The sequence below is a fragment of the Bradyrhizobium sp. GW821-FHT12B03 genome (assembly GCF_058807535.1).
The window spans coordinates 53939-77282 of record NZ_JBXAQU010000022.1 but is presented as its reverse complement, the minus strand read 5'-3'; the positions used below and the strand labels follow the sequence as shown (position 1 = coordinate 77282).

Sequence of the window (23344 nt, the reverse complement as noted above, 5' to 3'; positions counted from 1 at the left end):
GCGACACGGATCTGGAGCCATTTTCGTCAGCGCGATTAACTCGGAATTGACGCAAGGCCCGGTTCCGCATAGGGGAACCGAAGAGCCGCGGACTATAGATCTCACCAGCCTTCTCTTTGGAATTTCGGTGAGCCCATGCAGACCATCCGCCGCTTTCTGGCCGACGAATCCGGCGCCACCGCGATCGAGTACGGTCTGATCGCCGCCGGCATCGCGCTTGCGATCATCGCCGTGGTCAACAATCTCGGCTCGACGCTGAAGTTGAAGTTCGGCTCGATCAGCACCTCGCTGAAGTAAGCGCGGCGCCCTTTCGTTCGAGGTACTCGCCTCTGCGCGGAACGCCGGCGGGCGCGACGCGTTGGCTGCGCATGTCCATTCGCTGCACCGTCGAAAGCGCGTTCTTCATCGCCTGGAGCTTCCTGGAGCAAAGCGGCGAGCTCGGGCCTCCGGAGGCGACGTCCAACTTTCTCCTCGACGCCATCGAAGCGCAGCTCAGAACCGGCGAACGTCGGCAGTTGATGCTCGCCAACAAGGCGATCGACGCCTGGCGCGCGCACGCGGCGAAAAGCCGGCCATCACAGCACGCCCGCATCGGGTGATGGGCGGCGACGATGCCCTCGGACCCGCCGGCCCGGCGGCGTTCGAGCAGGTATGGGCCGGCGGTCGTCGGGCAAAGCGCACGGGGTACGGCGCTTCTGCGGGTGAGGACGCTACGCCGGTCCGCAAGCCGCTTGTGTTCACTCCTGAACAGAGATCGCGAAGTTAGCCGGCTCCGTGCGGCCTGTCGCCTCGACGCATTCCGAAATTCCGCAAACCGCGCCGATTTTTCGACGCCCGAAAATTCCTTGTGTGCACTTTGGAACCGTCGGTTCCGCTGCGGAAACGTAGGGTTCTCGCCGGTGCCGATTCCCGGCCGAGACCAAGCAACAAGAGAAAACAATGTGACCGGCCGGCCCCAGAACGATCTGCTCCGACAGCTCAGCCCTCACGATTTCGAACTGCTCGCGCCACACCTCCAGCCGGTCGACCTCGCGGCGAACCACATCCTGCATCACGCCGGCGACGCGGTGACGGCGGTGCATCTTCCCTGCGGCCGTGCGCTGGTGTCGTTCGCCGTGCCGGTCGAGGACGACCGCGAGGTCGAAAGCCTGCTGGTGGGCCGCGAGGGCGCGGTGGGGATTGCCGCCGGCCGCAGCTCCTCGCTCGCCTATTCGCGCGTCGTCGTGAAGCTCGGTGGCACGCTTCTCCGGCTGCCGCTGCGCGCGCTGGAGCAGGCGCAGCAGAGGTCGGCCACGCTCCGGGAGGTCTTGTCGCGCTATGCCGACTGCCAGTTCGCGCAGCTGCTCCAGAGCGCGGCCTGCAATGCCGCCCATTCGATCGAGCAGCGCGCCGCCAAGTGGATCATCTCCGTGCACGAGCATATCGGCGAGGCCGAGATCCCTCTCACCCACGAGCAGCTCGCCGGCATGCTCGGCGTCTCCCGCAGCTATGCCAGCCGCGTCATCCAGACGTTCAAGGCAAGGCGCATCTTGGCTACCCGCCGCGGCACCATCCTGATCCTCGATGCACGCGCGCTCCAAGCCAGGGCCTGCGCCTGCAACGACTCGGTCAGGAAACATTTTGGCGAGGTGCTGGGCGGGACGGCAACGGCCGAGGACTGACCTTGCTGTGTCAAACGCCGCGTATTGCGCGGAACGTTTGCCTGCACGCCGCATTGCCCGACATGCCGCGGTACTTCTTTCACTTCGAGGGGCAACAGCCCCACACCGACACAACCGGCGAGACGCTTGCGAACGACGAGGCCGCCTGGCGAGAAGCGGTACGGCTCTCCCGCGACGTCGAGCATGCGCTCCGCCCCGGCGACAGCTGGACACTCGGCGTGTACGACGGCAACGAACCGGTGTTCGTGCTGGCGATGGTGACGCGGCGGTTTAGGTGAGGCCTTATCACTTCGGACCCGACCTTGGAACGTCCCGCGCCTGCAACGCGTTTGCTTGGTGTGAAGGCAACACGGAGTCAGAGCTGATGACGAAGCCGCTGACAACGACAGTGCGACCCGTTCCCGACGACAACCAGAGCCACAAGGGCCCCGGCAGCGCGCCGACGGTCCCGGTCGACACCACCAAGGGTCACCGCGACGACGAGAAGCAGAACATTCGCGAGCAGGCCGCACACGGCAACCTCACCCAGAACACCAGCAACAGGCGGATGGGATAGACGATCAGACACCGCGGAGACGAAACAGGAGACACGGGCTTGTTCACTCTCGGCAAGTGGTACGATCCGATATCCGAACGCTGGATCACGCCGCGCGAACCCCATCCGGACACACGATCGTCCCATGCAAGCGAGAACGACGTCCTCGCGCTTCAGCGAGCGATCGAAGTCCAGCGGATCTGGCGCGCGCTGGTCGATTGCTGCGCACGTGACTAGCAGTCCCGTGCGCATGGCAGTGGCGGAACCTGCTGGTGACCGCGCCGTTGGTACTTGCATGAACGATTCCGCATCACCCGCAAGACCGGTCGCAACCGCGATACGCTATCTGTCGATCATCGTCGGTTGCGCCTGCCTGCTGCTGGCCGCAATCTGCTTCGTGATCGCGTGCCAGGTCTTCATTCAGACCGGCGTTTTCGCGCAATCCTACGTGATGGTGGGCCTCATCAGCGCCGCGCTGGGGCTGCTGGCGCTGACGCTGGCGCGGGTGTGGAGACAGGCTTCGTAGTCTCCTGGCTTCCCGCATCCCGCCGTCATTCTGCAGGGCAATCGCATATGGATTTAACTGGGATCGCGGGCTTGCTCCGCCTCTCCCGCTCTTGTCCGCCGAAACCTTGGCGAAGGCGGATGCGGGAGAGGCCGACGCGCCCCGGGCGATGCGAAGCATCGTCCCGAGCGCGGCGGGTAAGGGCTCTCACCACTTGGGTCCCTCCGCAATTATCGACAATCCCATTGCGGAGACAGCCCTCACCCCAACCCTCCCCCGCACGCGGGGGAGGGAGCTCACCGCCGATGCCGCCACACTGTGCACGCCATATGCGATTGCCCTGCGTCATTCTGGGATGCGCGAGAAGCCGATGGGCGATGTTCCCGCCGTTACTGCCGCAAATTGATCCTCAGAGTCTGCGCGTTGTCTGCGGCAACAATCGTGTCGTTAGCGGTCGCAATCACGGTCCGGACGAAGTTCAGGAACTTGTCCGTATCGTAGGTCGCCGCATTCGTCGCGAACAGCACGTCCTTGTCCCGCATGTCAAACCTGCTTGCCAGGAAGAAGCCCCCGGGGTCCCGGAAATCGACGTTATAGACCACGGGCACCAAGGCTCCGGCGAACTTGGAGCAATCAACTCCCAGTCGTTCCGCAAGCTCGCGCGGCTCGCGCCGATAGACATAGACGCCGGCGGGCTCGGCCTGGGCATCAAGCAGACCGCCCGCCTTGGCCATCGCCTGGGTCATGTTGATCTTCCACATATCGAACGGGAATTGCCCCTGCGATCCAGACGCGCCAAAGGCGAGAAAGATCTGCGGCTCCCGGTAGACATAAATGGTGTCACCGGGATGAACCCAGACATTGTTGGCGGGATGATACACGAGCTCGCCAAAGGGAACGGTCGCACGCTTGCCGGCGCGCTCCAACGTCACCCAGGTCTCATACCCCTGCCCCTTTGGGCCGCCTGCGCGCGAGATAACGTCGAGAATCCGCTCCCCCGCGGCGTTGGCCGCCAGACGGCTCGGGCTGTTGACTTCACCCAGGACGCTGATCAACGACGTATTCTGCGTCGACAGGGAAACCACCGCCTGCGGCTCGATCGCGCGATTGCCGAGCGCTTTTACAATGTCCTGCTGGATCTCGCTCGGTGTGCGCCCCGCCGCCTTGACGGCGCCGGCATAGGGCACCGTGATAAACCCGGCTGTATCGACGTTCTGGTTCGGCAACGAGACAAAATTGCCGGACCGTGTACCCGCCTCCGCGGGAATGAACAAACCTCCGGCCGCGGCTTCGAAAATCGTCACCGCGACGACATCACCCACACCGAACTTGATGCTGGGCGGCGGCCGACGATCCGGAAACGCCGCGGAGATCGCAGTGGGGCCGTACTCTTTCAGCAGGTCGACCACGGCGGGGGTGAGCTTGACGAGCCCGTAGTCCGGTCCAGCTTTCGTCGCATTGCTCTTGATGACGTGATCTTCCGGCCCCGAGCTGGGCATGATCGAACATCCCGTCGAGGATAGCGCGACAACCACCAGGAGCCCTTTCGAGAAGACGCGGCGAATACCGAGCCTCTTTGCGTCGCGAGCGAGGGCTGGCCGACTTACCAGGGAGCGCATCGAAAGTCTCAGAACGATAAATCGGAGTCTGAGACGAAACAGACCATGCGGGCTCGCGAGGTTCGCATAAGGAAAGTCCGTCGGCCAATCGCCACCACCGAAGAAGGCTTCATTTCGTCATGTCCCTCGCGTCTGCACTCGATCTGTTCGATCCGAGAACAGAACTTCTCTTAAACAGCTTTCGAACCTCGTGGCGTTTCGCAATGTAGCGTTTCGTTGCAGCGCTCCTGCGCAACAGAGATGCCGTCCATCGGCGCCTCAGCTACTGAACTATCCCTGGGACCGGGCCAAACGGACCGCGACATCCGCACGGCGCGCCAGGAGGCGCAGGAGGAGCACGGCAGATGATGGGTGGAGGTCCCGGTGGACCAGGAGGAAGCGCCACGCAACGCAATCGAGGAGGTCGCCCGGATGGCGGAGGTGGAAGTGGCCCGACCTCGGCGCCCCGAGGCGGCGGCAAGAACGGCTGAGCCTGAACACCCTCTACCGCGCACAACGCGATCACCAAGGCGAAAGTCAGCTTATGCATGTCGTTTGAACCTCCGCAGCACACAAATGAGCATGTCACAGGATTCAGTTGCCTCAAGGGCAATCAGATCGACAGAAACAACAACGAACATTCTTCTATCTCTGGAAACAATCGCTCTTTGGAAGACAACGCGACGACGGCTGGCATCCGTTGCTTGAAGACTTGCGCGCTCGCTGTCATCGAGACGGCTCAAGACCGGCGAGCGGAGGCGGTTGATGCTCGCCAACACGACGATCGACGCCCGTCAGGAACACACTGCCCGCCCGCAAATTGTCCCGGACAGGAGTGGCGCCGTCCCAGCCTGCCCCGGCGCGGCCCGCTGGACCGTGGCCAGCCCTATCGAAATTCCGTAGTTCTCCGGGCGAGAACAAAGTTCGAGGCGTGTTCGAGAAGCCACACCGCGTTCTCCCCGCAACTTCTCGACAGCCACCAACGCTCTGCGCCGCGATCAAACAACCACAGGCCGCAACGGGATGCGGCGCGTGCGACGTAAGCCCCGTCATCAAGGACCCGCCCCCTTCCGGGCTGCACAACCATGAACACCGCGTGGACACGCATTCGGGGTCTGATCTGCCCGCTTCGCCGCGCCTTGATATGCACGGGGCTGTGTTCGGCGCGTCGGCTTCAAAGCGCGTGCTCAGGTCGTCCCCAAGAAGGCATATGCGATAGCTTGTGTCATTCCGGGCTCGCGCTGGCACGCGCTCCGGAATGACGGCGGAGGTCGTGGGAGCCCGCCGCGAGGCGTCGGGCAAAACACCTGGTCAAGCCCTTGCTGCAAAAATATTCCACTTTCCCGAATTTCGGATTTATGGCATACACCCCTCAGCCTGGCCCTGCCAAAGGGGCGTTCGCGACCGTCACGACATGCGGGCCAGGGTGCGGTGGACGCGGCAGCACCGGCGCGAACCGCGTGATGGCAGGGCGGGCAACCGTGAGTCTCACGCGACGCGGTACGACACGGTGCGGTCACAGCGGGCTTGTCGGTCGTTGGGGGTGAGCACACGCAAGCCCCTGATGATCAGGCGGGGCCGTCCGCGGACGGAGAAGTCGTGTGGTCCTGACGCCCGGGGTCTGTGCGTCAAGGCTCGCGGTGATGTGGCGGCCCGACCGGGCACGCGCATCAGCGATCTGCGAGACGACGGGGGCAATAGTGCATCGCTCCCCGGGGAGAGCACGAAGGACACCGTTAAAACCATCCGCGCAGGGAAGGCCGGGCGACCGGCATCACCTGTGGTCAAACCGTGTGCATCTTCGTAGCGCACGGATTGCGGGTGCCGCCGGCGCCCGGTCTTCCCTGCGCCCTTTGGCTTCCAACGGGCGGCGAACGACAGCAAGGCTCGGGCGAAACCTGCCGCGAGAACGCGAAGCCATGGCCCCTCGCCGCGCAGCGCCTGCGGAACTTTCGGCTCCGGCTGCGCGGGAACCCGGAACTCAAGCAGGCAACAGCACGGCAAGAAAACCTCCTGTCGTGGCGGAACGAACATGCCGCAGGCCCGATTCAAGCCACATCCTTTCCGGATTTGCGGCTCATTGCCACCCAAGTCTTTGACGAAAAAGGGAAGGTAACAGCGTTGCGTGATGCGTAACCGGGAGACCAGGATGGGCAACCGAGCCGCGAAGTTCATTTCGACTCTATTCGCCAGCATCATTGCCGGCGCGCCCTTGGCCGCCGTGTCGCAGAACGCACCGAGTGCGCCTGGCACGGCAAGCGCTGCCGGCGACTGCCTCGCCTCGCCGAAGGGCACCGCACCGCAGGGACAGCATTGGTACTATCGCCTCGATCGCAGCACCAAGCGGCAATGCTGGTACCTGCGCGCCGAGGGCGGCAGGGCCGTGCAGAGTGCCCAGGCGACGACCGACGCACCGGCCGCGGATTCGACGGCGCCGCAGCCACGCTCGGTGCAGGACGCGCGCGCCGAATACCTCACGCCGCAGGGCACAGCCGCGCCGGGCATGATCGCACAGGCCGCACCGGCCGCCGCCGCGCCCCAATCTCCGGCCGCCAGCGACAGCAATGCAGAGCAGCCCGCGGTCGCCACGCGTTGGCCCGACGCGTCCGCCACGACCGCCCCGCCCGCACCGCAGCCGGTGGCCTCACCGGCAACGGCCGCCGCGCGGCCGGCGAAATCGTCGGCCGCTCCGGTGGCGCTGGCTGCCGCCGAAATTCCCGCCGACAAGCCGACCGGCTCGCTCCAGACGCTCCTGCTCGTCATCGTCGGTGCACTGGCGCTCGCCGGCATCCTCGCCAGCGTCGTCTACCGCTTCGCCGGCGCGGGTGTTCGCGTCCAGGCGAGCGACCGCCGGGTGAATTGGGACGATTGGGAGCCGCAGGATCAGCACGCCAGCCGTGCGCCCTGGGTCGCTGGGACGCCGCGCGTGCAGCAGCCGCAGCCGATCGACTTCGATGCCGCGCGCCCGCGTCCGCAGCAGGCTGCAACACTCGCCGCATTCGCCGACGAGATCGCCAGGGTCGCCGCGCAGGCCGCTCCCACACACGTCAAGGCAGCCGCGCCCGACGAGGCCGCGACCGACGTATTTCACGGGGAATTCGAGATTGAGACGTCAGCGCCTCAACTCGCGGCCATCGATACTCACGAAATCGATACTCGCGAAGAAGCGCCCGACGATCGCGCCGAAGACGCGCGCGACGAGGATGTCGACATCGACGTCATCACGGCGATGCTGGAACGGATGGCAAAGCAAGGGCCGCGGCTGGCGCAGCCTAGCCTTGAAGCTGACCTTGCAGACCTCGGACGAATCCCACGAGGCCAATCCGCCGCTCGCGCTTGAGGCGCTCGGCCTTCAGGATCGACTGCACCTCGGCGAAGGCCTCGTCGACGTCGTGGTTGATCACGATGTAGTCGTATTCGGCCCAGTGGCTCATCTCGTGGCTGGCACGGCTCATGCGGTTGCGGATCACCTCGTCGGAATCCTGCGCACGCGAATGCAGCCGCTTTTCGAGATCGGCGGCCGACGGCGGCAGGATGAACACACTGACGACGTCCGCGCGCGCTTTTTCGCGCAGCTGTTGGGTGCCCTGCCAGTCGATGTCGAACAGCACGTCCTGCCCTCCCGACAGCGCCGCCTCGACCGGCGCGCGCGGCGTGCCGTAGCGGTTGTCGAACACGGTCGCCCATTCGAGCAGCTCGTCGTCCTTCACCATCGCCTCGAAGCGCGGCTTGTCGACGAACAGATAGTCGCGGCCGTCGACCTCGCCGGGGCGCTTCGCGCGAGTCGTCGCCGAGACCGACATTCGCAGGCCCGGCATCCGCTCGATCAACAAGCGCGACAGCGTCGTCTTGCCTGCGCCCGAGGGCGAAGACAGCACGAACATCAATCCGCGCCGCTCGACACCGTCAGTTCCGTGACCGCCAATCGTCATCGATCACTCCAGATTCTGGACCTGCTCGCGAAATTGCTCGACCACGTTTTTCATGGCGAGCCCCGTATTGGTCAGCTCGATGTCGTTCGACTTCGAGCAGCAGGTGTTGACCTCGCGGTGAAACTCCTGCGCCAGGAAGTCGAGCTTGCGCCCGATCGGGCCGCCCTTGCCGATCAGCTCGCGCGCCTGCGCGATGTGCGAGGCGATGCGGTCGAGCTCCTCGCGGATGTCGGCCCTGGTGGCGATCAGGATCGCCTCCTGCATCAGGCGGTCGGAATCGAAACGGTCGGAGGTGTCGAGCAGCGTTGCGATCTGCTCGGCGAGCCTCGCCTTGATCGCCTCGGGCTTGCGGCCGGGTGCGGCTTCGGCCTTTTTCGCGAGTTGCTCGACCTCATCCACCCGCTGGGTCAGGATCTGGGCGAGCGAGGTCCCCTCGCGCTTGCGCATCGCGACGAGTTCGTCGAGCGCCTTGTCGAAGGCTTCGGCCACAGCAGCGCGCGCCGCCTTGTCCTCCTCCTCGTCGCCCTCGGGCTCGGCGACCTCAATGACACCCTTGATGGCCAAGAGACCGTCGACGCTGGGCGCGACCGCATCGACCTTGCCGGCGATCACCGAGGCAGCCTTCAGGACGGCGTTGAGCACGTCCTCATTGACGCGGACGGAGGCTGCCGCATTGGCGCGCTTGACGGTGAGATTGGCGTAGACCGTGCCACGCGACAAAAGCTCGCCGGCGCGTTTCTTGGCGTAAGCCTCGAGCTCGTCGAACCCCTGCGGCAGCCGCACCCTGAGGTCGAAGCCCTTGGCGTTGACCGACTTCAACTCCCATTCGAACGTGTACGGCCCGCTAGCGCCGTGGCTTCGGGCAAAGCCGGTCATGGACGACAGCGCCATCAGATCAGATTCTCCAGAAACTCAGGGATTCGCGAGGCCATCGGGCCGCGCGAATCTTAAGACTATTTTGCCGGAAAGTGGAATCCGCAAAAGTGCCGTGGGCAGGTCAGGTCTGCGCGCGGCCTAGCGCTGCACCACCGGCGGCGAGGGCTGCACCGCGCCCTGCCGGGCCGGAGCGGGATTGGCGGGCCGAGGAGCAGCCGGCGGCTTTTTCTGCTGGTTCGGCCTGGGGGTGGTCGCGGTCGGCGTGTCGGCAGTGCCGGGCGCAGCGGCTGCCGGCGGCTGCGCGTCCTCGGCCGGCTCGACCGTGTCGTTCTGGATCTGCTTTTCCATCGCGCGCAGCTTGGCGACGTTCTTCTGGTGCGCGTCGTAGGTCTCGGTGAAGGCATGCCCGCCGGTGCCGTCGGCGACGAAATAGAGGTCGCGGGTGCGGGCCGGGTTGGCGGCGGCTTCCAGCGAGGCGCGGCCGGGATTGGAGATCGGGCCCGGCGGCAAGCCCTCGATCACATAGGTGTTGTAGGGCGAGGGCTGGGTGATCTCGCTGCGTTTGATCGGGCGGCCCAGCGTGCCCTTGCCGCCGACGAGGCCATAGATGATGGTCGGATCGGACTGGAGCTTGATCCTCTGCTTCAGGCGGTTGACGAACACGGCGGCGACGCGGCTGCGCTCGTCCGGCTTGCCGGTCTCTTTCTCGACGATCGAGGCCAGCGTCACCAGCTGCTCCGGAGTCTTGACCGGAATGTCCTGGTTGCGGCGTTCCCAGATCTCGGTCAGCACGCGCTTGTGCGCCTGCTGCATGCGCTGGATCACCTGCTCGCGCGTGGTGCCGCGCGGGAACTTGTAGGTCTCGGGCAACAGCGTGCCCTCGCGCGGCAGCTCACGCACGCTGCCGGTGAAGATGTCGTTATCGGAGAGCCGCGCCACGATCTGCTCGGAGGTCAGGCCTTCCGGTATCGTGACCGCATGCTGCACCACCTTGCCCTCGACGATGGTGGCGATGACGTCGCGCAACGACGCGTTCTTCTGGAACGAATATTCGCCGGGCTTGAGGTCCGAGCTCGCCTTCAGCGCGGCGACGCTGGCGATGAACACCCACGGATTGACGTCGGTCACGCCTTCCCGGTTCAACGTCTCGGCGATGTCGCGCTTGCCGGCGCGCTGCGGGATGTTGACGATCTTGTCTTCCTTGAGCGGCCCCGGCGTTTCGAGCATCTGCCGGCCGTAATAATAGACGGCCCCCGCACCGATCATGGTGATCAGGAGAAGTGTGATGATGGCGTTGCCGACGATCACAAAGGGATTGCGCGCGCGGTCCGATCGTTTCGGCGGCGGCGGGACCTGCTCGGGCTCGAGCGCTGCCCGTGGACTCCGGGGCGAAATGGGCGGCCTTTCACTCATCGATGCAACCTGAATCCTGCCGGTTCAATCGCGGCCTGACAATCATTTGCCCTGCCAAATGCACGCGCCCACTACCATGACTATCGCCGAATACGGCAAAACGGTGGATTCGTCGCAACCACAAACTAATGGACCAGGCGCCGGACGATCACCGACGCGTTGGTACCGCCAAAACCGAAAGAATTCGACAATGCGACGTTGACCTCACGCTTCTTCGCAATGTGCGGCACGAGATCGATCGCAGTCTCCACCGACGGATTGTCCAAATTGATGGTCGGCGGCACGACATTATCGCGAATCGCGAGGACCGCGAAGATCGCCTCGATCGCGCCGGCCGCGCCGAGCAGATGACCGGTCGACGACTTGGTCGAGGACATCGCAACCTTGGAAGCCGCGTTGCCGAGCAGACGCTCCACCGCGCCGAGCTCGATCTCGTCGCCGAGCGGTGTTGAGGTGCCATGCGCGTTGATGTAGTCGAGATCGGACGCCGTGAGGCCGGCGCGCTTCAGCGCGGCCGACATGCTGCGGAAGCCGCCATCACCGTCGGGCGACGGCGAGGTGATGTGATAGGCATCGCCCGACAGACCGTAGCCGACCACCTCGGCATAGATCTTCGCGCCGCGGCGCCGGGCGTGCTCGAGCTCTTCCAGGACGAGAACGCCGGCGCCCTCGCCCATCACGAAGCCGTCGCGGTCCTTGTCGTAGGGACGCGAGGCCTTCTCGGGCCTCTCGTTGAAGCCGGTGGAGAGCGCGCGCGCGGCGTTGAAGCCGGCAATGCCGATGCGGCCGATCGGCGACTCGGCGCCGCCGGCCACCATGACGTCGGCATCGCCGAGCGCGATCAAGCGGGCGGCATCGCCGACCGCGTGCGCGCCGGTCGAGCAGGCCGTCACCACCGAATGGTTCGGCCCCTTCAGCCCGTGCGCGATCGAGACATAGCCGGAGGCGAGGTTGATCAGGCGGCCCGGAATGAAGAACGGCGACACCCGGCGCGGTCCGCGCTCCTTCAGCAGGACGGCGGTGTCGGCGATGCCGTTGAGGCCGCCGATGCCGGATCCGATCATGGTGCCGGTCGCGCACTTGTCCTCTTCGGTTTCGGGATGCCAGTTAGCATCGTCGAGCGCCTGGCCGGCTGCGGCCATGCCGAAGATGATGAAGTCGTCGACCTTGCGCTGGTCCTTCGGCTCCATCCACTTGTCGGGATCGAAGGTATCGTTCGCCCCGTCGCCGCGCACGACCGTGCAGGCGATCTTGGTCTGAAGATCGGAGACATCGAAGCTCTCGATCCTGCGCGCACCGCTTTCGCCGTTGAGGATGCGCTTCCAGGTCGGTTCGACGCCACAGCCGAGTGGCGAAACCATGCCGAGACCCGTGACGACAACCCGCCTCATATCCGAAAACTCCGCATCGAAAGATTCACGGCCAATAACAAGAAACCGGCTGACCGCTGGGAAGCGGCCCGTCCGGTTTCAATGTTGTCCCCGCGAAAATGAAGAGCCTTAGCTCTTCGCGTTCTTCTCGAGAAACTTCGTGGCGTCGCCGACGGTGAGAATCGTTTCCGCAGCGTCGTCCGGAATCTCGCAACCGAATTCTTCTTCGAACGCCATCACCAGTTCGACGGTGTCCAGACTGTCGGCGCCGAGGTCGTCGATGAAGCTCGCAGCGTCGACAACCTTCTCGGGTTCAACACCAAGGTGTTCGACCACGATCTTCTTAACCCGCTCGCCAATGTCACTCATTGCATAACCTCGTGTTGTTCCCTGTAGACCCGACCCCCCGGGACGATACGAGCCGTCGTGGTCGTTGACTGCCTTCGCTTACGAACTTTGATTTGGCCCATCCTAACCGATGCTGGGCCCTGCGAACGACGGCCAAGGCTCCGCATCGCCAATATACAGGGTTTCAAAAACCTGCAATGGCGTTCTTTGCCCATCCGTTGAAGGTCCGGTTATCATACTTCAACTGCCTTGACTACAAGCCTCATTTCCCTTCGGAAACGGCCGTTTGCCGCATCCCGCACCGCCATGTGGGCAGTACGGAACGAGGGCTTTCAGATCATGGCCATGCCGCCGTTGACATGGATGGTTTGGCCGGTGACGTAGGCCGCTTCGTTCGAACTCAGGTAAACAGCGGCCGCCGCGATGTCCTCGGGCGTCCCCAGGCGGGCAGCCGGAACCTTGGTCAGAATCGTCTCGCGCTGCTTGTCGTTGAGTGCATCCGTCATCGGCGTCTTGATGAAGCCGGGTGCGATGCAGTTCGCGGTCACGCCGCGCTTGGCGTATTCGGCACCCAGCGTCTTGATCATGCCGATCAGACCGGCTTTCGAGGCCGTGTAGTTGCCCTGCCCGGGATTACCGGTGACGCCGACCACCGAGGTGATGGCGATGATGCGGCCGAAGCGCTTGCGCATCATCAATTTGGTGGCGGCGCGCGCCAGGCGGAAGGTCGAGGTCAGATTGATGTTGATGACCTCCTCCCAGTCCTCGTCGCGGAGCTGCACGAAGAGATTGTCGCGGGTGATGCCGGCATTGGCGACGAGGATGTCGACCTGCCCCATCGCGGCTTCCGCCGCGGGCACCAGCGCCTCGACCTCGTCGGCCTTCGAAAGATTGCACGGCAGCACGAAGGTGCGCTCGCCGAGCTTGCCCGCAAGCTCATCCAGCACTTCCTTCCGCGTCCCTGATATCGCGACCGTGGCGCCTTGCGCATGCAGCGCCTGCGCGATTGCGCCGCCGATGCCGCCGGTCGCGCCGGTGACGAGCGCCTTCTTGCCTGTCAGATCGAACATCGAAAAACTCCTCTAGGCCTGCTTCGCAGCGGCCAATGCATCCTTGGCTGCGGCAATGTCGTTCGGCCCGCCCACGGCGACGCCGACGGCGCCATCGGCGATACGCTTGACGAGACCCGTCAGCACCTTGCCCGCGCCGATCTCGAAGAAGCGGGTAACGCCCTGCCCCGCCATATAGGCAACCGACTCGCGCCAGCGCACGGTGCCGGTGACCTGTTCGACCAGACGGCGGCGGATCTCGTCGGGATCAGTGACCGCTCTCGCCAGTACGTTCGACACCAGCGGCGCCGCCGGCGCCTTGATCGTGACCTTGGCCAACGCCTCGGCCATGGCGTCGGCCGCGGGCTGCATCAGCTTGCAATGGAACGGCGCGGACACCGGCAGCAGCATCGCGCGCTTGGCACCCTTGGTCTTGGCGATCTCGACGGCGCGGTCGACTGCCGCCTTGTCGCCGGAGACCACCACCTGCCCGCCGCCATTGTCGTTGGCGGCCTGGCAGACCTGCCCCTGCGCCGCCTCATTGGCGACCTCCATGGCGGCCTCGTAATCGAGACCCAGCAGAGCGGCCATCGCACCGGCGCCGACCGGCACGGCTTTTTGCATTGCAAGACCGCGGGTGCGAAGCAGTCGCGCAGTATCGGAAACCGTCAGGCTGCCGGCTGCAGCCAGCGCCGAATATTCACCGAGCGAGTGGCCGGCGACAAAGGCGGCATCCCGCCCCACGGAAAAACCGGCTTCGGCCTCGAGCACGCGCAGGGTGGCGACAGAAACCGCCATAAGCGCCGGCTGCGCGTTTTCGGTGAGCTGGAGGGTTTCAGCCGGGCCCTCCCAGATGATGGCCGTCAGCTTGTCCCCAAGCGCGGCATCGACCTCGTCGAATACGGCGCGCGCCACCGGAAAGGCGTCGGCCAAGGCCTTGCCCATGCCAACCGCCTGGGATCCCTGCCCCGGAAATGTGAATGCAGCCGTCATCGGCGCTCCCTGCTTGTCGAGCATGATCCCTGCGAGAACCGGCAGCCGATTACGCGCGGCCTTGGGCCATGGTTCCGGATCGTGCTTCAAAGGGGGCCGTAGACACTGTCCGGGGCCGGAATGTCAAGCCAAGATAGGAACTTCGGCTGGCATTCACGTGGGGATGCGCCCCTAGAATCCGCCATTGGTCTGGTTGGTATCGACCGCCGCCCCTGCTTGTGCACGGCGCGCGCTGTTCGCCAATTGGCCCGGACGGTCGTCACGGTTCGGCTTGGCCGTGGCGAGCCGCAGCACAGCGGCATAATTCGGCTGCACTTCCATGCGGCCGGCGTGCCGGCTCTCGCTGAGCAGCCGATGCACCTTCGGCAAATTGTAGCAGGGCACGTAGAACAGCAAATGATGCTCGAGGTGATAGTTCACGTAATACGGCGCGATGAACAGGCGCTCAAGAAAACCGGCATGCGTGGTGCGGGTATTGCGCAGGGGATCGCTGCTGTCAGGCACGACGGCGTGCTCGGCGATGTTGCGGATGCGGGTGATGACCATCATCCAGGTGAGAAACGGCACGAGCCACAGCAGCGGATAGGCCCACCACACGCCGGCCGCCGCGAGCGCCGCAAACATCGCGGCATTGACGAGGCATTGCGGGCCAAGCTTTTCCCAGAAATGCGCCGCACGTTGCCGCCACGGCCAGTCCTTCGGCCCGAGCGCGTTGAGCAGTTGCGCCTTGCGCTGCTGGTAGCCGGTCTGCCCGGTGATGTCGCGAATGAACTTGCGGCGATAGCTCAGCTGCGTAATCGGAAATGGCGCCGACAGCACGAGATCAGGGTCATCCTCCTGCTGGGTGTGCGCGTGATGCTGCAAGTGATAGCGGCGATAGGCACGCGTCTCCGCAAAGATCGGATAGGCGCAAAACCACTGGCTCAGCGTCAGATTGGTCTTCTCGTCGACGGAGAGGCAACCATGCGCACCGTCATGCATCAAGATCGCAAGCCCAAGCTGGCGCGAGCCGATGATGGCGACAGCGAAAACATAAGTCAGCGGATTGGGCCACCAGGCGACCAGTGCGATTGCGCCAATGATCAGCGCCCAGGCGTGCGCGATCAGCGCAATGCCCTTCCAGGTCACGCGCCGGCGCACGTCGACGAGCTGGTCCTCGGTCAGGAAATCGCGGGCACGCATGCGAAGCGCGGTCATGGACTAACTCTCCTCATCCGAAGTGGTCGATGCCTCGCGGTGGTCGACGAGGCGCAGGCGCGCGGCGTCTCCGGCAGACTTCGCCTGCTCACCAAGCACGCGCAGCATCTCGGCGCACAGGGCCTCGGGCGAACGCCCCATGGCGTAGCCTTCGAGGATGATTCCGATGGCGACGGCCCAGAACCGCCGCGAGCTTTCGTCGGGTGCGCGCAAGGAGCGCCAGCCGTGGCGCGCAACCTGGCTCGCATAAGCGCGCGCGCCCTCGGCATGCAGACGCTCGATGGTGCGCTCGACCAGTGGCGCGAGATCCTGGCGACGTCGCGTCAGCGTCAGCGCCTCGGCGAAGAAGGCGACCGAATCGCTCGCCGTCACCGTCTCGGCCAGAGCCCGGGTGTAGTCCCCAGGCGTATGCGCCTTCAGCGCCGCCTGCTCGGTCGCGCGGGCGAGGTACAGCAACTCGCGGCAGGCGCATTCGACGAACAGCGCCTCCTTGGTGCGGAAATAATAGGTGATCTGGCTCGGGAATGCGTCAGCGGCGGCCGCGATGTCGGTGATCGCCGTGCCCGACAGTCCCCGCTCCCGGAACAGCGGGCTGGCCGCATCCAGCAGCAGCGAGCGCATTTTGCGGCCGGCCGAGCGTGTGGCGCGCGCAGCGTGCTTGGGGTCGTCAGCGGCCGGCTCGGATGGAGCGCGGCCAGACTTGTCCGCCATTGGATCCTCCCGTTGGTTTATTTGTATGCTATACAAACAAATAAATCAAGGTGAGTTCGGCGTGACGGGCTGGTCCTGGCAGAGCCCGCTGGGTCGCCCCGGGCCGAAACTGGTCCCGCAAACCTTGCAAAGCCGGTCAAAATCCGTATAAGGCGCGCATCCGCAGACCCCGGCCGGGAGCTGAACGGACGGTCTCAACAAATCATTCGTGATTTTGCTGTGGCAGGGCCAGTCGGCCCGTCGTCCCGTGTTTCCGCCTTCTGAGCTTAATCCCAGAGTCCTTTCCGAAGGCCTCTTAAGGGCTTGACGCCGGGCGATGCGCCAACATGAGGAAAGGACCACCATGGCTCTCTATGAGCATGTTTTTCTCGCGCGCCAAGACGCGAGCCCGCAGCAGGTCGAAGAACTGACTGCGCAGATGACCGGTATCGTCGAGGGTCTCGGCGGCAAGGTCACCAAGACCGAGAACTGGGGCGTGCGCTCCCTCACCTACCGCATGAACAAGAACCGCAAGGCGCACTTCGTGCTGCTCAACATCGACGCGCCGTCCGCGGCGATCGCCGAGATCGAGCGCCAGGAGCGCATCAGCGAAGACGTGATCCGCTATCTCAGCGTCCGCGTCGAGGAGCTCGAGGAAGGCCCGTCCGCGATGATGCGCAAGGCCGATCGTGATCGCGAGCGTGACGACCGTGGCGGCGGCTTCCGCGGCGAGCGCGAAGGCGGCTTCCGTGGCGACCGCGAGGGTGGTTTCCGTGGCGGTGATCGTGACGGTGGTGGCTTCCGCGGTGATCGCGGCCCGCGCCGTCCGCGCGAAGAAGCTGAAACCACGACGGATGGGGAGTAAGATCAATGGCTGAAGCTGGTGCACGCCGTCCGTTTTTCCGTCGTCGCAAGAGCTGCCCGTTCACGGGCGCGAATGCTCCGAAGATCGACTACAAGGACTCCAAGCTCTTGATGCGTTACGTCTCCGAGCGCGGCAAGATCGTGCCGAGCCGCATCACCGCGGTGTCCGCGAAGAAGCAGCGTGAGCTCGCCCGCGCCATCAAGCGCGCGCGCTTCCTGGGCCTGCTGCCCTACGTCATTCGCTGATACGACCAATTCGACCGGCGGCCGTTGAGCCGCCGGTCGCGACTTATCTGAACTCATAAGGCTTCCGGGGTCGTCCGGTCGCCGATGGTTGGGGCGAGATGCCTCTAACCGCTCGGAAGGAGCGGGACAGCTGATGATGGCCTTTGGACTGATAGCCCTGATCGCCGGCGCTGCGTCGGCCCTGATGTTCGCCTCGATCGTTTCGGGCGCGCTGATCTCGCTCGTCCTGTTCTATCTCGCACCGCTGCCGCTGATGGTCGCCTCGATCGGCTGGGGACCGCTTTGCGCGAGCCTTGGCGGCATCGCCGCTGCGATCGGCCTCGGCGCCCTGTTCGGCCTGCCCTACTGCATCGCCTTTGCCGTCACCGTCGCGCTGCCGGCCTGGTGGCTCGGCCATCTCGTCCTGCTCAGCCGGCAGGTGGGACCTGCCACGCCGGCCGCCGCCACCGAGCCGCCGGCCGAGCCCGAGCTCGAGTGGTATCCGGTCGGACGCATCCTGCTGTGGATCGCGGGCTTCGCCACGCTCACCACGATCGCCGCCCTGCTCACGCTCGGCACCGACGCCGACACCATCATGGGCACCCTGCGACGCGGCCTGATGCGCATCCTCCGCGCAACCGATCCGCAAGCCTCCGGCGAAGCTGGCCAGCTTGTCGACGCGCTGGTGCGCATCGCGCCGGCCGCCGCCACCATCGTCGCGATGATGACGCTGACCCTCAACCTCTGGCTCAGCGCCAAGGTGACGGCGACGTCGGGCCGGCTGCGCCGCCCCTGGCCGGATCTGATGACGGCCGAGCTGCCGCCGATGACGCTCGTGGCGCTCTGCGTCGCGCTCGCCTTCTCCTTCACCGGCGGGCTGCTGGCGATCGTCGCACAGATCGCCACCGCGGCGCTGATGATGGGCTATGCGCTGACCGGCTTTGCCGTGCTGCACACGCTGACGCTCGCGCTGAAGAGCCGCACGTTCTGGCTCGGCTCGGCCTACGCCGTCGTCGTCGTGTTCGGATGGCCCGTCCTCGCGATGGTGATCCTGGGCCTTGCGGACGCCGTGTTCGGCTTTCGCGAGCGCTTCCTGCGCGGCCGCCAGCCGCCGCCGCTGCCAACCCCTTAAGTCCAACCCTGAAACCCAGAACTCACAGAGCACTTCAAAGGAGAAAAGAATATGGAAGTCATTTTGCTGGAACGCGTCAACAAGCTCGGCCAGATGGGCGAGGTCGTGAAGGTTCGCGACGGCTATGCCCGCAATTTCCTGCTCAAGCGCGGCAAGGCGCTGCGCGCCACCGCCGACAACCGCGCCAAGTACGACGGCATGAAGGCCGACCTCGAGGCCCGCAACCTCGCGTCCAAGGCCGAGGCGTCCAAGGTCGCCGAGAAGATCCAGGGCAAGAACATCATCGTGATCCGCCAGGCCTCGGAAGCCGGCCAGCTATTCGGCTCGGTCAACGTGCGTGACATCGTCGTCGCGTTCGAAGCCGACGGCGTTTCGCTGTCCCGTCCGCAGGTCCAGCTCGACGCGCCGATCAAGACCATCGGCAAGCACACCATTACCGTCGCCGTTCACCCCGAGGTCGAGGTCGAAATCTCCGTCACGGTCGCGCGCAGCCAGGACGAGGCCGAGCGCATCAACCGCGGCGAGGACATCTCGACCCGCAACGAGGACCGCGACGCGGCCGCCGAGGCGATCGCCGCCGCCGGCGAGTTCTTCGATCCGGAAGCCCAGCACGACGACGTCGAGCCGGCCCCGGCTGCGGAAGAGACCGAGAAGTAAACACGTCAGTTCGTCATTCCGGGGCGATGCGAAGCATCGAACCCGGAATCTCGAATTTCCGGGTTCTCGCGTCGCGGGCCCCCGGAATGACGAAGACAAATCAGAAGCCCGGTTGCCTCAGGCGGCCGGGCTTTTCGTTTTGGCGGCGACGTCCTCGCTCAGCATCGCGATCGAGGCGAGCGCGGTTGCCGTATGTTTCTCGACGCCGTCACTGACACAGTATACGTCGGCCGCGACCACCGAGACCTGGCGCCCTGGCTTGATCACCCGGGCGCGGCAGATCAGCTTCTCGCCGACCGCGGGCGACAACAGATTGAGCTTGTATTCGGCCGTCAGCGCCGGCTGACCGCGCGAGGTGGCAGCCGCGATCGTCGTGGCGTTGTCGACCAAAAATGCGGTGACGCCGCCATGGAAGAAACCGTGCTGCTGGAGCAGCTCCGGCCGGCGCGCCACCGCGATCGTGCAGGTGCCGCGCGACAATTCCGAGAGCTCGGCGCCAACGAGATTCATAAAGCCCTGGCGGCCGACATTGGCGTGAATGCGCGCGGCTACGGCCGCAAATTCCGGATCTGCCTCGGCTCGCATGGCATCTCTCCCTATTGGTTGTCGATTCGACCGGACGGCCGCAGCGCGCGGATGGCACAGGCGACCAGCGTGTCGGCCTCGCTGCGCGGATCGGCACGATCGCGCCCCGACAGGAACGCGCGGCAGAAGATCTGCGCCGGACCGATCAGCTGGCTGACGAACATCACCGGCGTCATCGGCAGAAGCTCGCCGCCGGCAACCAGCGGCCCGCGCCAGCGTTCGATGCCTTCGGCAAGGCGTGCATTCTGCGCGCGCTGGGCGTCGCGGACGTCCTCGCCCCATTCGCTGCGCGAGATCTCGAAGAGATAGCGGGCCTCGCGCCGGCTCGATACGACCCAGCCGAGATGCGCCCGGATCAGGCGATCGATGCCTTGCTCGGCGTCGGGCACAGGATCGAGCGCGGCCAACACGGCGGCGTGATAGTGCCGCAGCACCTCCAGGAACAATGTGCCCGCGAGCTCCTTCTTCGATCCGAAGACGTGAAAGAAGCTACCGTTGGAGGCGCGCGCTTTGGCGCGGATCGCGGCCACCGTCGCGGCTTCGAAGCCGACGCGGTCGAACACGAACAGCCCCGCCGCCAACAGGTCGTCACGCACGCTCGCCGCCATCGGCATCTCCTAGAGTATTACTCTAGAGCATTGCTCTAATTACCGTCAAGACGTTGCGAAGGCCGCGGTGGGCGCGGCCTTCGCAACGCGATCTGAAAAATGCAGGTCGGCTTAGCGCGAAATCGGCGGCGCAGGAGGTCCTGATGACTCCGCCGGCGGCGGAGCCGCAGCGGTCGCGGGCGGCGCCGGCTCCTGCGGCTTGGCTGCCGGCTCGGAGCTTGCGGCAGGCGCGGCGGGCTTGGGAGCCGCCTCTTCCGCCGCCTTGGGCGCGGCCGGCTCGGCGGGCTTCGCGGCCGGTGCAGCCGGCGTCACCTGCGGCACCGGATCGGGCCGAAGCGCCGGAGCTTCGCTGCCGCGCGGCTCGACCTTGGCGGTCTCCGGCTTCGGCTCCGCGGGTTTTTCTGATGCCTTGCCGCCGTCGAGGTTGGTCTCGGGCTCGACCTTGGCGCTCTCGGGCTTGGGCTCCGTCTTCGGCTCGCTCTTCTTCTCGTCAGTGGCCGGCGCCGCGGCATCGACCTTCGGTGCTTCCTCGGTCCCGGGCTTGCCGCGACGCTTGCCCTTGCGGCCCTCTGGCGCTGCCTGCCCCTCGGGCTTTGCGCCCTCCTCGCTCGGCCGCGCCGCACGCTTCTGGCGGCCCTCGGCAGGCGGAGCTGCGCCCTCGGCTTCCGGCTTGGCGGCGTCCTGCGGACGCTGACGACGGCCCTGATGCTCGGGCGACTGCGCAGGATTGGTGCTCGCTTCCTTGTCCTTGGCCCCGTCCTTTTTGTCCTTGCCGTCCTTGGCCTGGTAGCGGGTGTCGGTGGCGCCGTTCGATACGAGGTAAGAAGCGAGCGCGCCGGCCATGTCGGAGCTGGTCGTGTAATGCTGACGCAGGAAACCCGGCAGCGAACCCGGCGCGACTGTCTTCAACAGCCCCTTCGGGCTCTTGTGGCAGGCATTGCAGGTCTGCGCGAAGAGCTGGGATGGGGCCTTGCCGGCCTCGAGGTTCGTCGCCTGCGCAAGAACGGCATCGGTCGCCCCGAAGCCGGTCAGAAGCAATACCGTCGCGAGGCTGAGCGCTCGGCTCGACATTCCCATCATCTCCATGAATTTCCGCGAATGCAGCCGGCATCCGGCGCGGCGGCGGTCACCTTTTAGCGGATTGAGCCGTGAATGGAAGCAGGCTCCACGCGCAAGGATGTGATTAAACGCTTTTGGAATATCGGCCTTGAACACAACGCAATAGCGGTGCCGGAACAGCCTGCCTAGATTTAGATGCAAACGCATAGGAACCAGAGCGGGACCTGAGCGGCGGATGTGAGGGCCGGGTTAGTCGCATCTCTTCGGGTTCGCTCGAGAGGAAGGTGTCGATGGACCGTTTGTTGCGTCAATTTCTGTCTCAATTCATTCGCCGCGGGTCGATGACGGTGACCACGGCGAAGGGGTCGAAGTTCACCGTCGGCGACGGCTCGGGCGAACCGATCGCGGTTCGTTTCGTCACCGCGGACGCAGAACGAAAGATCCTCGTCAATCCCGAACTCGGGCTTGGCGAAGCCTATATGGACGGCGAATTCGTCGTCGAACGCGGCAGCATAGCTGATGCCCTCGCGATCCTGCTCGATCAACCCGACCTATTGCCGCAGTGGGCGAAACCCTGGTGGCATCTGCGCTATCTGACGCGACACTTGAAGCAGTTCAATCCGCGCGCGCTCTCGCGTCGCAATGTCGCGCATCACTACGATCTCGACGGCCGGCTCTATTCGCTCTTCCTCGACGCTGACAAGCAATACAGCTGCGCCTATTTCGAGACGCCGGAGAGCACACTCGACGATGCGCAGCTCGCCAAGAAGCGGCACATCGCCGCAAAGCTGCGCCTCGAGGGCGGCCAGCGCGTGCTCGATATCGGCTCGGGCTGGGGCGGGCTCGGGCTCTATCTCGCCGAGATCGCAGGCGCCGACGTCACCGGCATCACGCTATCGACCGAGCAGTTGCAGGTCGCCAATGCGCGCGCGGCCGAAAAGGGCCTGACCGGATCGGCCAAATTCCTGCTCCAGGACTATCGCGACATCAAGGGGCCGTTCGACCGTATCGTCTCGGTCGGCATGTTGGAGCACGTCGGGGTGAGGTTCTACGACGCTTACTTCCAACGCTGCGCCGAGCTCCTGAACGAGGACGGTGTCATGCTGCTGCACTCGATCGGCCGCTCGCAGGGCCCGGATTCGACCAATCCCTGGATCGCCAAATACATCTTCCCCGGCGGCTACATCCCGGCTCTGTCCGAGGTGCTGCCGGCGATCGAGCGTGCGGGCCTCCTGGTCTGCGACATCGAGATCCTGCGGCTGCATTACGCCGAGACGCTGAAGGCCTGGCGGGAGCGCTTCATGGCGCGCCGCGAGGAGGCCGTGCAGCTTTACGACGAGCGCTTCGCCCTGATGTGGGAATTCTATCTGGCGGCCAGCGAGATGACGTTTCGCAAGCAGCACATGATGAACTTCCAGATCCAGCTCACCAAGCGTCAAGGCGTGGTGCCGATGACCCGGGACTACATCGCGCGCGACGAAGCCCGCCTCCGGGCGAGCGAAAGCGGCGCCAAGCCAAAGCTGAAACTGGCCGGTGAATAGTTCCTAGTGACGCAGGGTCGAAATCGGGGAAGCGCGGAAAGACGCCGTTAACGCCAATTGCGCCCGCAGTTCCACCAGGATCTCGGGCGCGACCGGCTGGCGGCGCACTTCGGGACGCTCGGCGTGCTGCATGGCCGCGATTAGCCCGGACAGCCAAAGCCGGCTGCTTGCCTCGCTTCGCCAGATCTGGTGCTGCCGTTCTGGCCGCATCGCTTGCCTCGTCTCCCTGATGGCGGGTTGCCGGGGACAATCCCCCGCCCGCCTGCCCGTTCCGGCCCTACCCCCGAAAGAATCCGGGGAGATGTGATCTGCTTCACATAAGTCTGGTCGGGCCTGGCTTAGACCGTCGCCATGAGCAAAGAGACCCAAACCTCATTCGACGTGCAGGACGACCTCCGCACCGATTACGCCCTGATCGTCACCGGCGTCGGCGCGGCCCTGGTTGCGCTGGTCTACCTCCTGCTGGTCTGAACCCGAGCCGAAAGCGGCCAGCGTGCGTCATTTCG

27 protein-coding genes are annotated in these 23344 nt (G+C 65.2%); 13 read left to right on the top strand and 14 right to left on the bottom strand.

The features are described from left to right. The first annotated feature begins 135 nt into the window (after positions 1 to 135). The 7 genes from AC1RUR_RS32030 to AC1RUR_RS32000 all read left to right on the top strand — a co-directional run bounded on the left by AC1RUR_RS32030 (position 136) and on the right by AC1RUR_RS32000 (position 2722). Positions 136 to 297, top strand: a complete 162-nt coding sequence (locus AC1RUR_RS32030) for a Flp family type IVb pilin (protein ID WP_492851507.1) — start codon at positions 136 to 138, stop codon at positions 295 to 297. Between the two features lie 71 nt (positions 298 to 368). Further along, positions 369 to 599 (top strand): hypothetical protein, encoded by a 231-nt coding sequence (locus tag AC1RUR_RS32025; protein WP_492851505.1) that lies wholly within the window; start codon positions 369 to 371, stop codon positions 597 to 599. A 342-nt stretch (positions 600 to 941) separates the two neighbouring features. Beyond that, the gene (locus tag AC1RUR_RS32020; protein ID WP_492851503.1) at positions 942 to 1661 is read left to right on the top strand and encodes a Crp/Fnr family transcriptional regulator; all 720 of its coding nucleotides are present in this window, start codon (positions 942 to 944) and stop codon (positions 1659 to 1661) included. Positions 1662 to 1723: 62 nt separating this feature from the next. Then, complete coding sequence (locus AC1RUR_RS32015) at positions 1724 to 1939, top strand: DUF6894 family protein (RefSeq protein ID WP_492851501.1); 216 nt, start codon at positions 1724 to 1726, stop codon at positions 1937 to 1939. A gap of 86 nt (positions 1940 to 2025) precedes the next feature. After that, entirely contained in the window at positions 2026 to 2217 is a 192-nt protein-coding gene (locus tag AC1RUR_RS32010; protein ID WP_492851499.1) for a hypothetical protein, read from the top strand. A gap of 39 nt (positions 2218 to 2256) precedes the next feature. Continuing rightward, entirely contained in the window at positions 2257 to 2433 is a 177-nt protein-coding gene (locus tag AC1RUR_RS32005; RefSeq protein ID WP_492851497.1) for a hypothetical protein, read from the top strand. A 58-nt stretch (positions 2434 to 2491) separates the two neighbouring features. Beyond that, complete coding sequence (locus AC1RUR_RS32000; protein ID WP_492851495.1) at positions 2492 to 2722, top strand: hypothetical protein; 231 nt, start codon at positions 2492 to 2494, stop codon at positions 2720 to 2722. A gap of 368 nt (positions 2723 to 3090) precedes the next feature. On the opposite strand, the gene AC1RUR_RS31995 is transcribed toward AC1RUR_RS32000, so the two are convergent. Beyond that, positions 3091 to 4200, bottom strand: coding sequence for a polysaccharide biosynthesis/export family protein (locus tag AC1RUR_RS31995; RefSeq protein WP_492851493.1), 1110 nt, complete (start codon positions 4198 to 4200; stop codon positions 3091 to 3093). Between the two features lie 2248 nt (positions 4201 to 6448). On the opposite strand from AC1RUR_RS31995, the gene AC1RUR_RS31990 reads away from it, so the two are divergent. Continuing rightward, positions 6449 to 7639 (top strand): hypothetical protein, encoded by a 1191-nt coding sequence (locus AC1RUR_RS31990; RefSeq protein ID WP_492851491.1) that lies wholly within the window; start codon positions 6449 to 6451, stop codon positions 7637 to 7639. Here the strand turns inward: AC1RUR_RS31990 and gmk are convergent. From gmk to AC1RUR_RS31945, 9 genes are all read right to left on the bottom strand, one after another. Then, a complete protein-coding gene (gene gmk / locus AC1RUR_RS31985) occupies positions 7572 to 8231 on the bottom strand; it encodes a guanylate kinase (protein WP_492851489.1) in 660 nt (219 codons plus the stop codon). The two genes, AC1RUR_RS31990 and gmk, sit on opposite strands and share 68 nt — an antisense overlap. Positions 8232 to 8234: 3 nt before the next feature. Next, positions 8235 to 9122 carry a YicC/YloC family endoribonuclease gene (locus AC1RUR_RS31980; RefSeq protein ID WP_492851487.1) on the bottom strand — a complete coding sequence of 296 codons (888 nt, stop codon included), beginning with the start codon at positions 9120 to 9122 and terminating at the stop codon, positions 8235 to 8237. A gap of 123 nt (positions 9123 to 9245) precedes the next feature. After that, positions 9246 to 10520, bottom strand: a complete 1275-nt coding sequence (gene mltG, locus AC1RUR_RS31975) for an endolytic transglycosylase MltG (RefSeq protein WP_492851485.1) — start codon at positions 10518 to 10520, stop codon at positions 9246 to 9248. Positions 10521 to 10645: 125 nt separating this feature from the next. After that, complete coding sequence (fabF, locus tag AC1RUR_RS31970) at positions 10646 to 11911, bottom strand: beta-ketoacyl-ACP synthase II (RefSeq protein ID WP_492851483.1); 1266 nt, start codon at positions 11909 to 11911, stop codon at positions 10646 to 10648. Positions 11912 to 12019: 108 nt separating this feature from the next. Next, positions 12020 to 12259 carry an acyl carrier protein gene (locus tag AC1RUR_RS31965; protein ID WP_008130699.1) on the bottom strand — a complete coding sequence of 80 codons (240 nt, stop codon included), beginning with the start codon at positions 12257 to 12259 and terminating at the stop codon, positions 12020 to 12022. Positions 12260 to 12570: 311 nt separating this feature from the next. Then, complete coding sequence (gene fabG / locus AC1RUR_RS31960; RefSeq protein WP_492851480.1) at positions 12571 to 13308, bottom strand: 3-oxoacyl-[acyl-carrier-protein] reductase; 738 nt, start codon at positions 13306 to 13308, stop codon at positions 12571 to 12573. Between the two features lie 12 nt (positions 13309 to 13320). Beyond that, positions 13321 to 14280: an ACP S-malonyltransferase gene (fabD, locus tag AC1RUR_RS31955; protein ID WP_492851478.1), complete on the bottom strand. Its 960-nt coding sequence runs from the start codon at positions 14278 to 14280 to the stop codon at positions 13321 to 13323. Between the two features lie 171 nt (positions 14281 to 14451). Next, positions 14452 to 15477, bottom strand: a complete 1026-nt coding sequence (locus AC1RUR_RS31950) for a fatty acid desaturase family protein (RefSeq protein ID WP_492851476.1) — start codon at positions 15475 to 15477, stop codon at positions 14452 to 14454. 3 nt (positions 15478 to 15480) lie between these two features. Then, positions 15481 to 16188: a TetR/AcrR family transcriptional regulator C-terminal domain-containing protein gene (locus AC1RUR_RS31945; protein WP_492851474.1), complete on the bottom strand. Its 708-nt coding sequence runs from the start codon at positions 16186 to 16188 to the stop codon at positions 15481 to 15483. Positions 16189 to 16531: 343 nt separating this feature from the next. Between AC1RUR_RS31945 and rpsF the strand changes: the two genes are divergently transcribed. The 4 genes from rpsF to rplI all read left to right on the top strand — a co-directional run bounded on the left by rpsF (position 16532) and on the right by rplI (position 19045). Further along, a complete protein-coding gene (gene rpsF / locus AC1RUR_RS31940) occupies positions 16532 to 17032 on the top strand; it encodes a 30S ribosomal protein S6 (RefSeq protein WP_028171082.1) in 501 nt (166 codons plus the stop codon). 5 nt (positions 17033 to 17037) lie between these two features. After that, positions 17038 to 17277: a 30S ribosomal protein S18 gene (gene rpsR, locus AC1RUR_RS31935; RefSeq protein ID WP_007592020.1), complete on the top strand. Its 240-nt coding sequence runs from the start codon at positions 17038 to 17040 to the stop codon at positions 17275 to 17277. A 133-nt stretch (positions 17278 to 17410) separates the two neighbouring features. Next, on the top strand, positions 17411 to 18388 hold the full coding sequence (locus tag AC1RUR_RS31930; protein WP_492851471.1) for a YybS family protein: 978 nt from the start codon (positions 17411 to 17413) through the stop codon (positions 18386 to 18388). A gap of 51 nt (positions 18389 to 18439) precedes the next feature. Further along, a complete protein-coding gene (gene rplI / locus AC1RUR_RS31925; RefSeq protein ID WP_492851469.1) occupies positions 18440 to 19045 on the top strand; it encodes a 50S ribosomal protein L9 in 606 nt (201 codons plus the stop codon). A gap of 117 nt (positions 19046 to 19162) precedes the next feature. On the opposite strand, the gene AC1RUR_RS31920 is transcribed toward rplI, so the two are convergent. The 3 genes from AC1RUR_RS31920 to AC1RUR_RS31910 form a co-directional block, all read right to left on the bottom strand. Further along, positions 19163 to 19630, bottom strand: coding sequence for a PaaI family thioesterase (locus AC1RUR_RS31920; RefSeq protein WP_492851467.1), 468 nt, complete (start codon positions 19628 to 19630; stop codon positions 19163 to 19165). A gap of 11 nt (positions 19631 to 19641) precedes the next feature. Further along, on the bottom strand, positions 19642 to 20238 hold the full coding sequence (locus tag AC1RUR_RS31915; RefSeq protein ID WP_492851465.1) for a TetR/AcrR family transcriptional regulator: 597 nt from the start codon (positions 20236 to 20238) through the stop codon (positions 19642 to 19644). Positions 20239 to 20349: 111 nt separating this feature from the next. Next, positions 20350 to 21309 carry a hypothetical protein gene (locus AC1RUR_RS31910; RefSeq protein ID WP_492851463.1) on the bottom strand — a complete coding sequence of 320 codons (960 nt, stop codon included), beginning with the start codon at positions 21307 to 21309 and terminating at the stop codon, positions 20350 to 20352. A gap of 278 nt (positions 21310 to 21587) precedes the next feature. Here AC1RUR_RS31910 and AC1RUR_RS31905 point away from each other — a divergent pair, with 278 nt between their 5' ends. Then, positions 21588 to 22838: a cyclopropane fatty acid synthase gene (locus AC1RUR_RS31905; RefSeq protein WP_492851461.1), complete on the top strand. Its 1251-nt coding sequence runs from the start codon at positions 21588 to 21590 to the stop codon at positions 22836 to 22838. A 3-nt stretch (positions 22839 to 22841) separates the two neighbouring features. On the opposite strand, the gene AC1RUR_RS31900 is transcribed toward AC1RUR_RS31905, so the two are convergent. After that, on the bottom strand, positions 22842 to 23048 hold the full coding sequence (locus AC1RUR_RS31900) for a transcriptional regulator (protein ID WP_492851459.1): 207 nt from the start codon (positions 23046 to 23048) through the stop codon (positions 22842 to 22844). Positions 23049 to 23344: the final 296 nt, after the last annotated feature.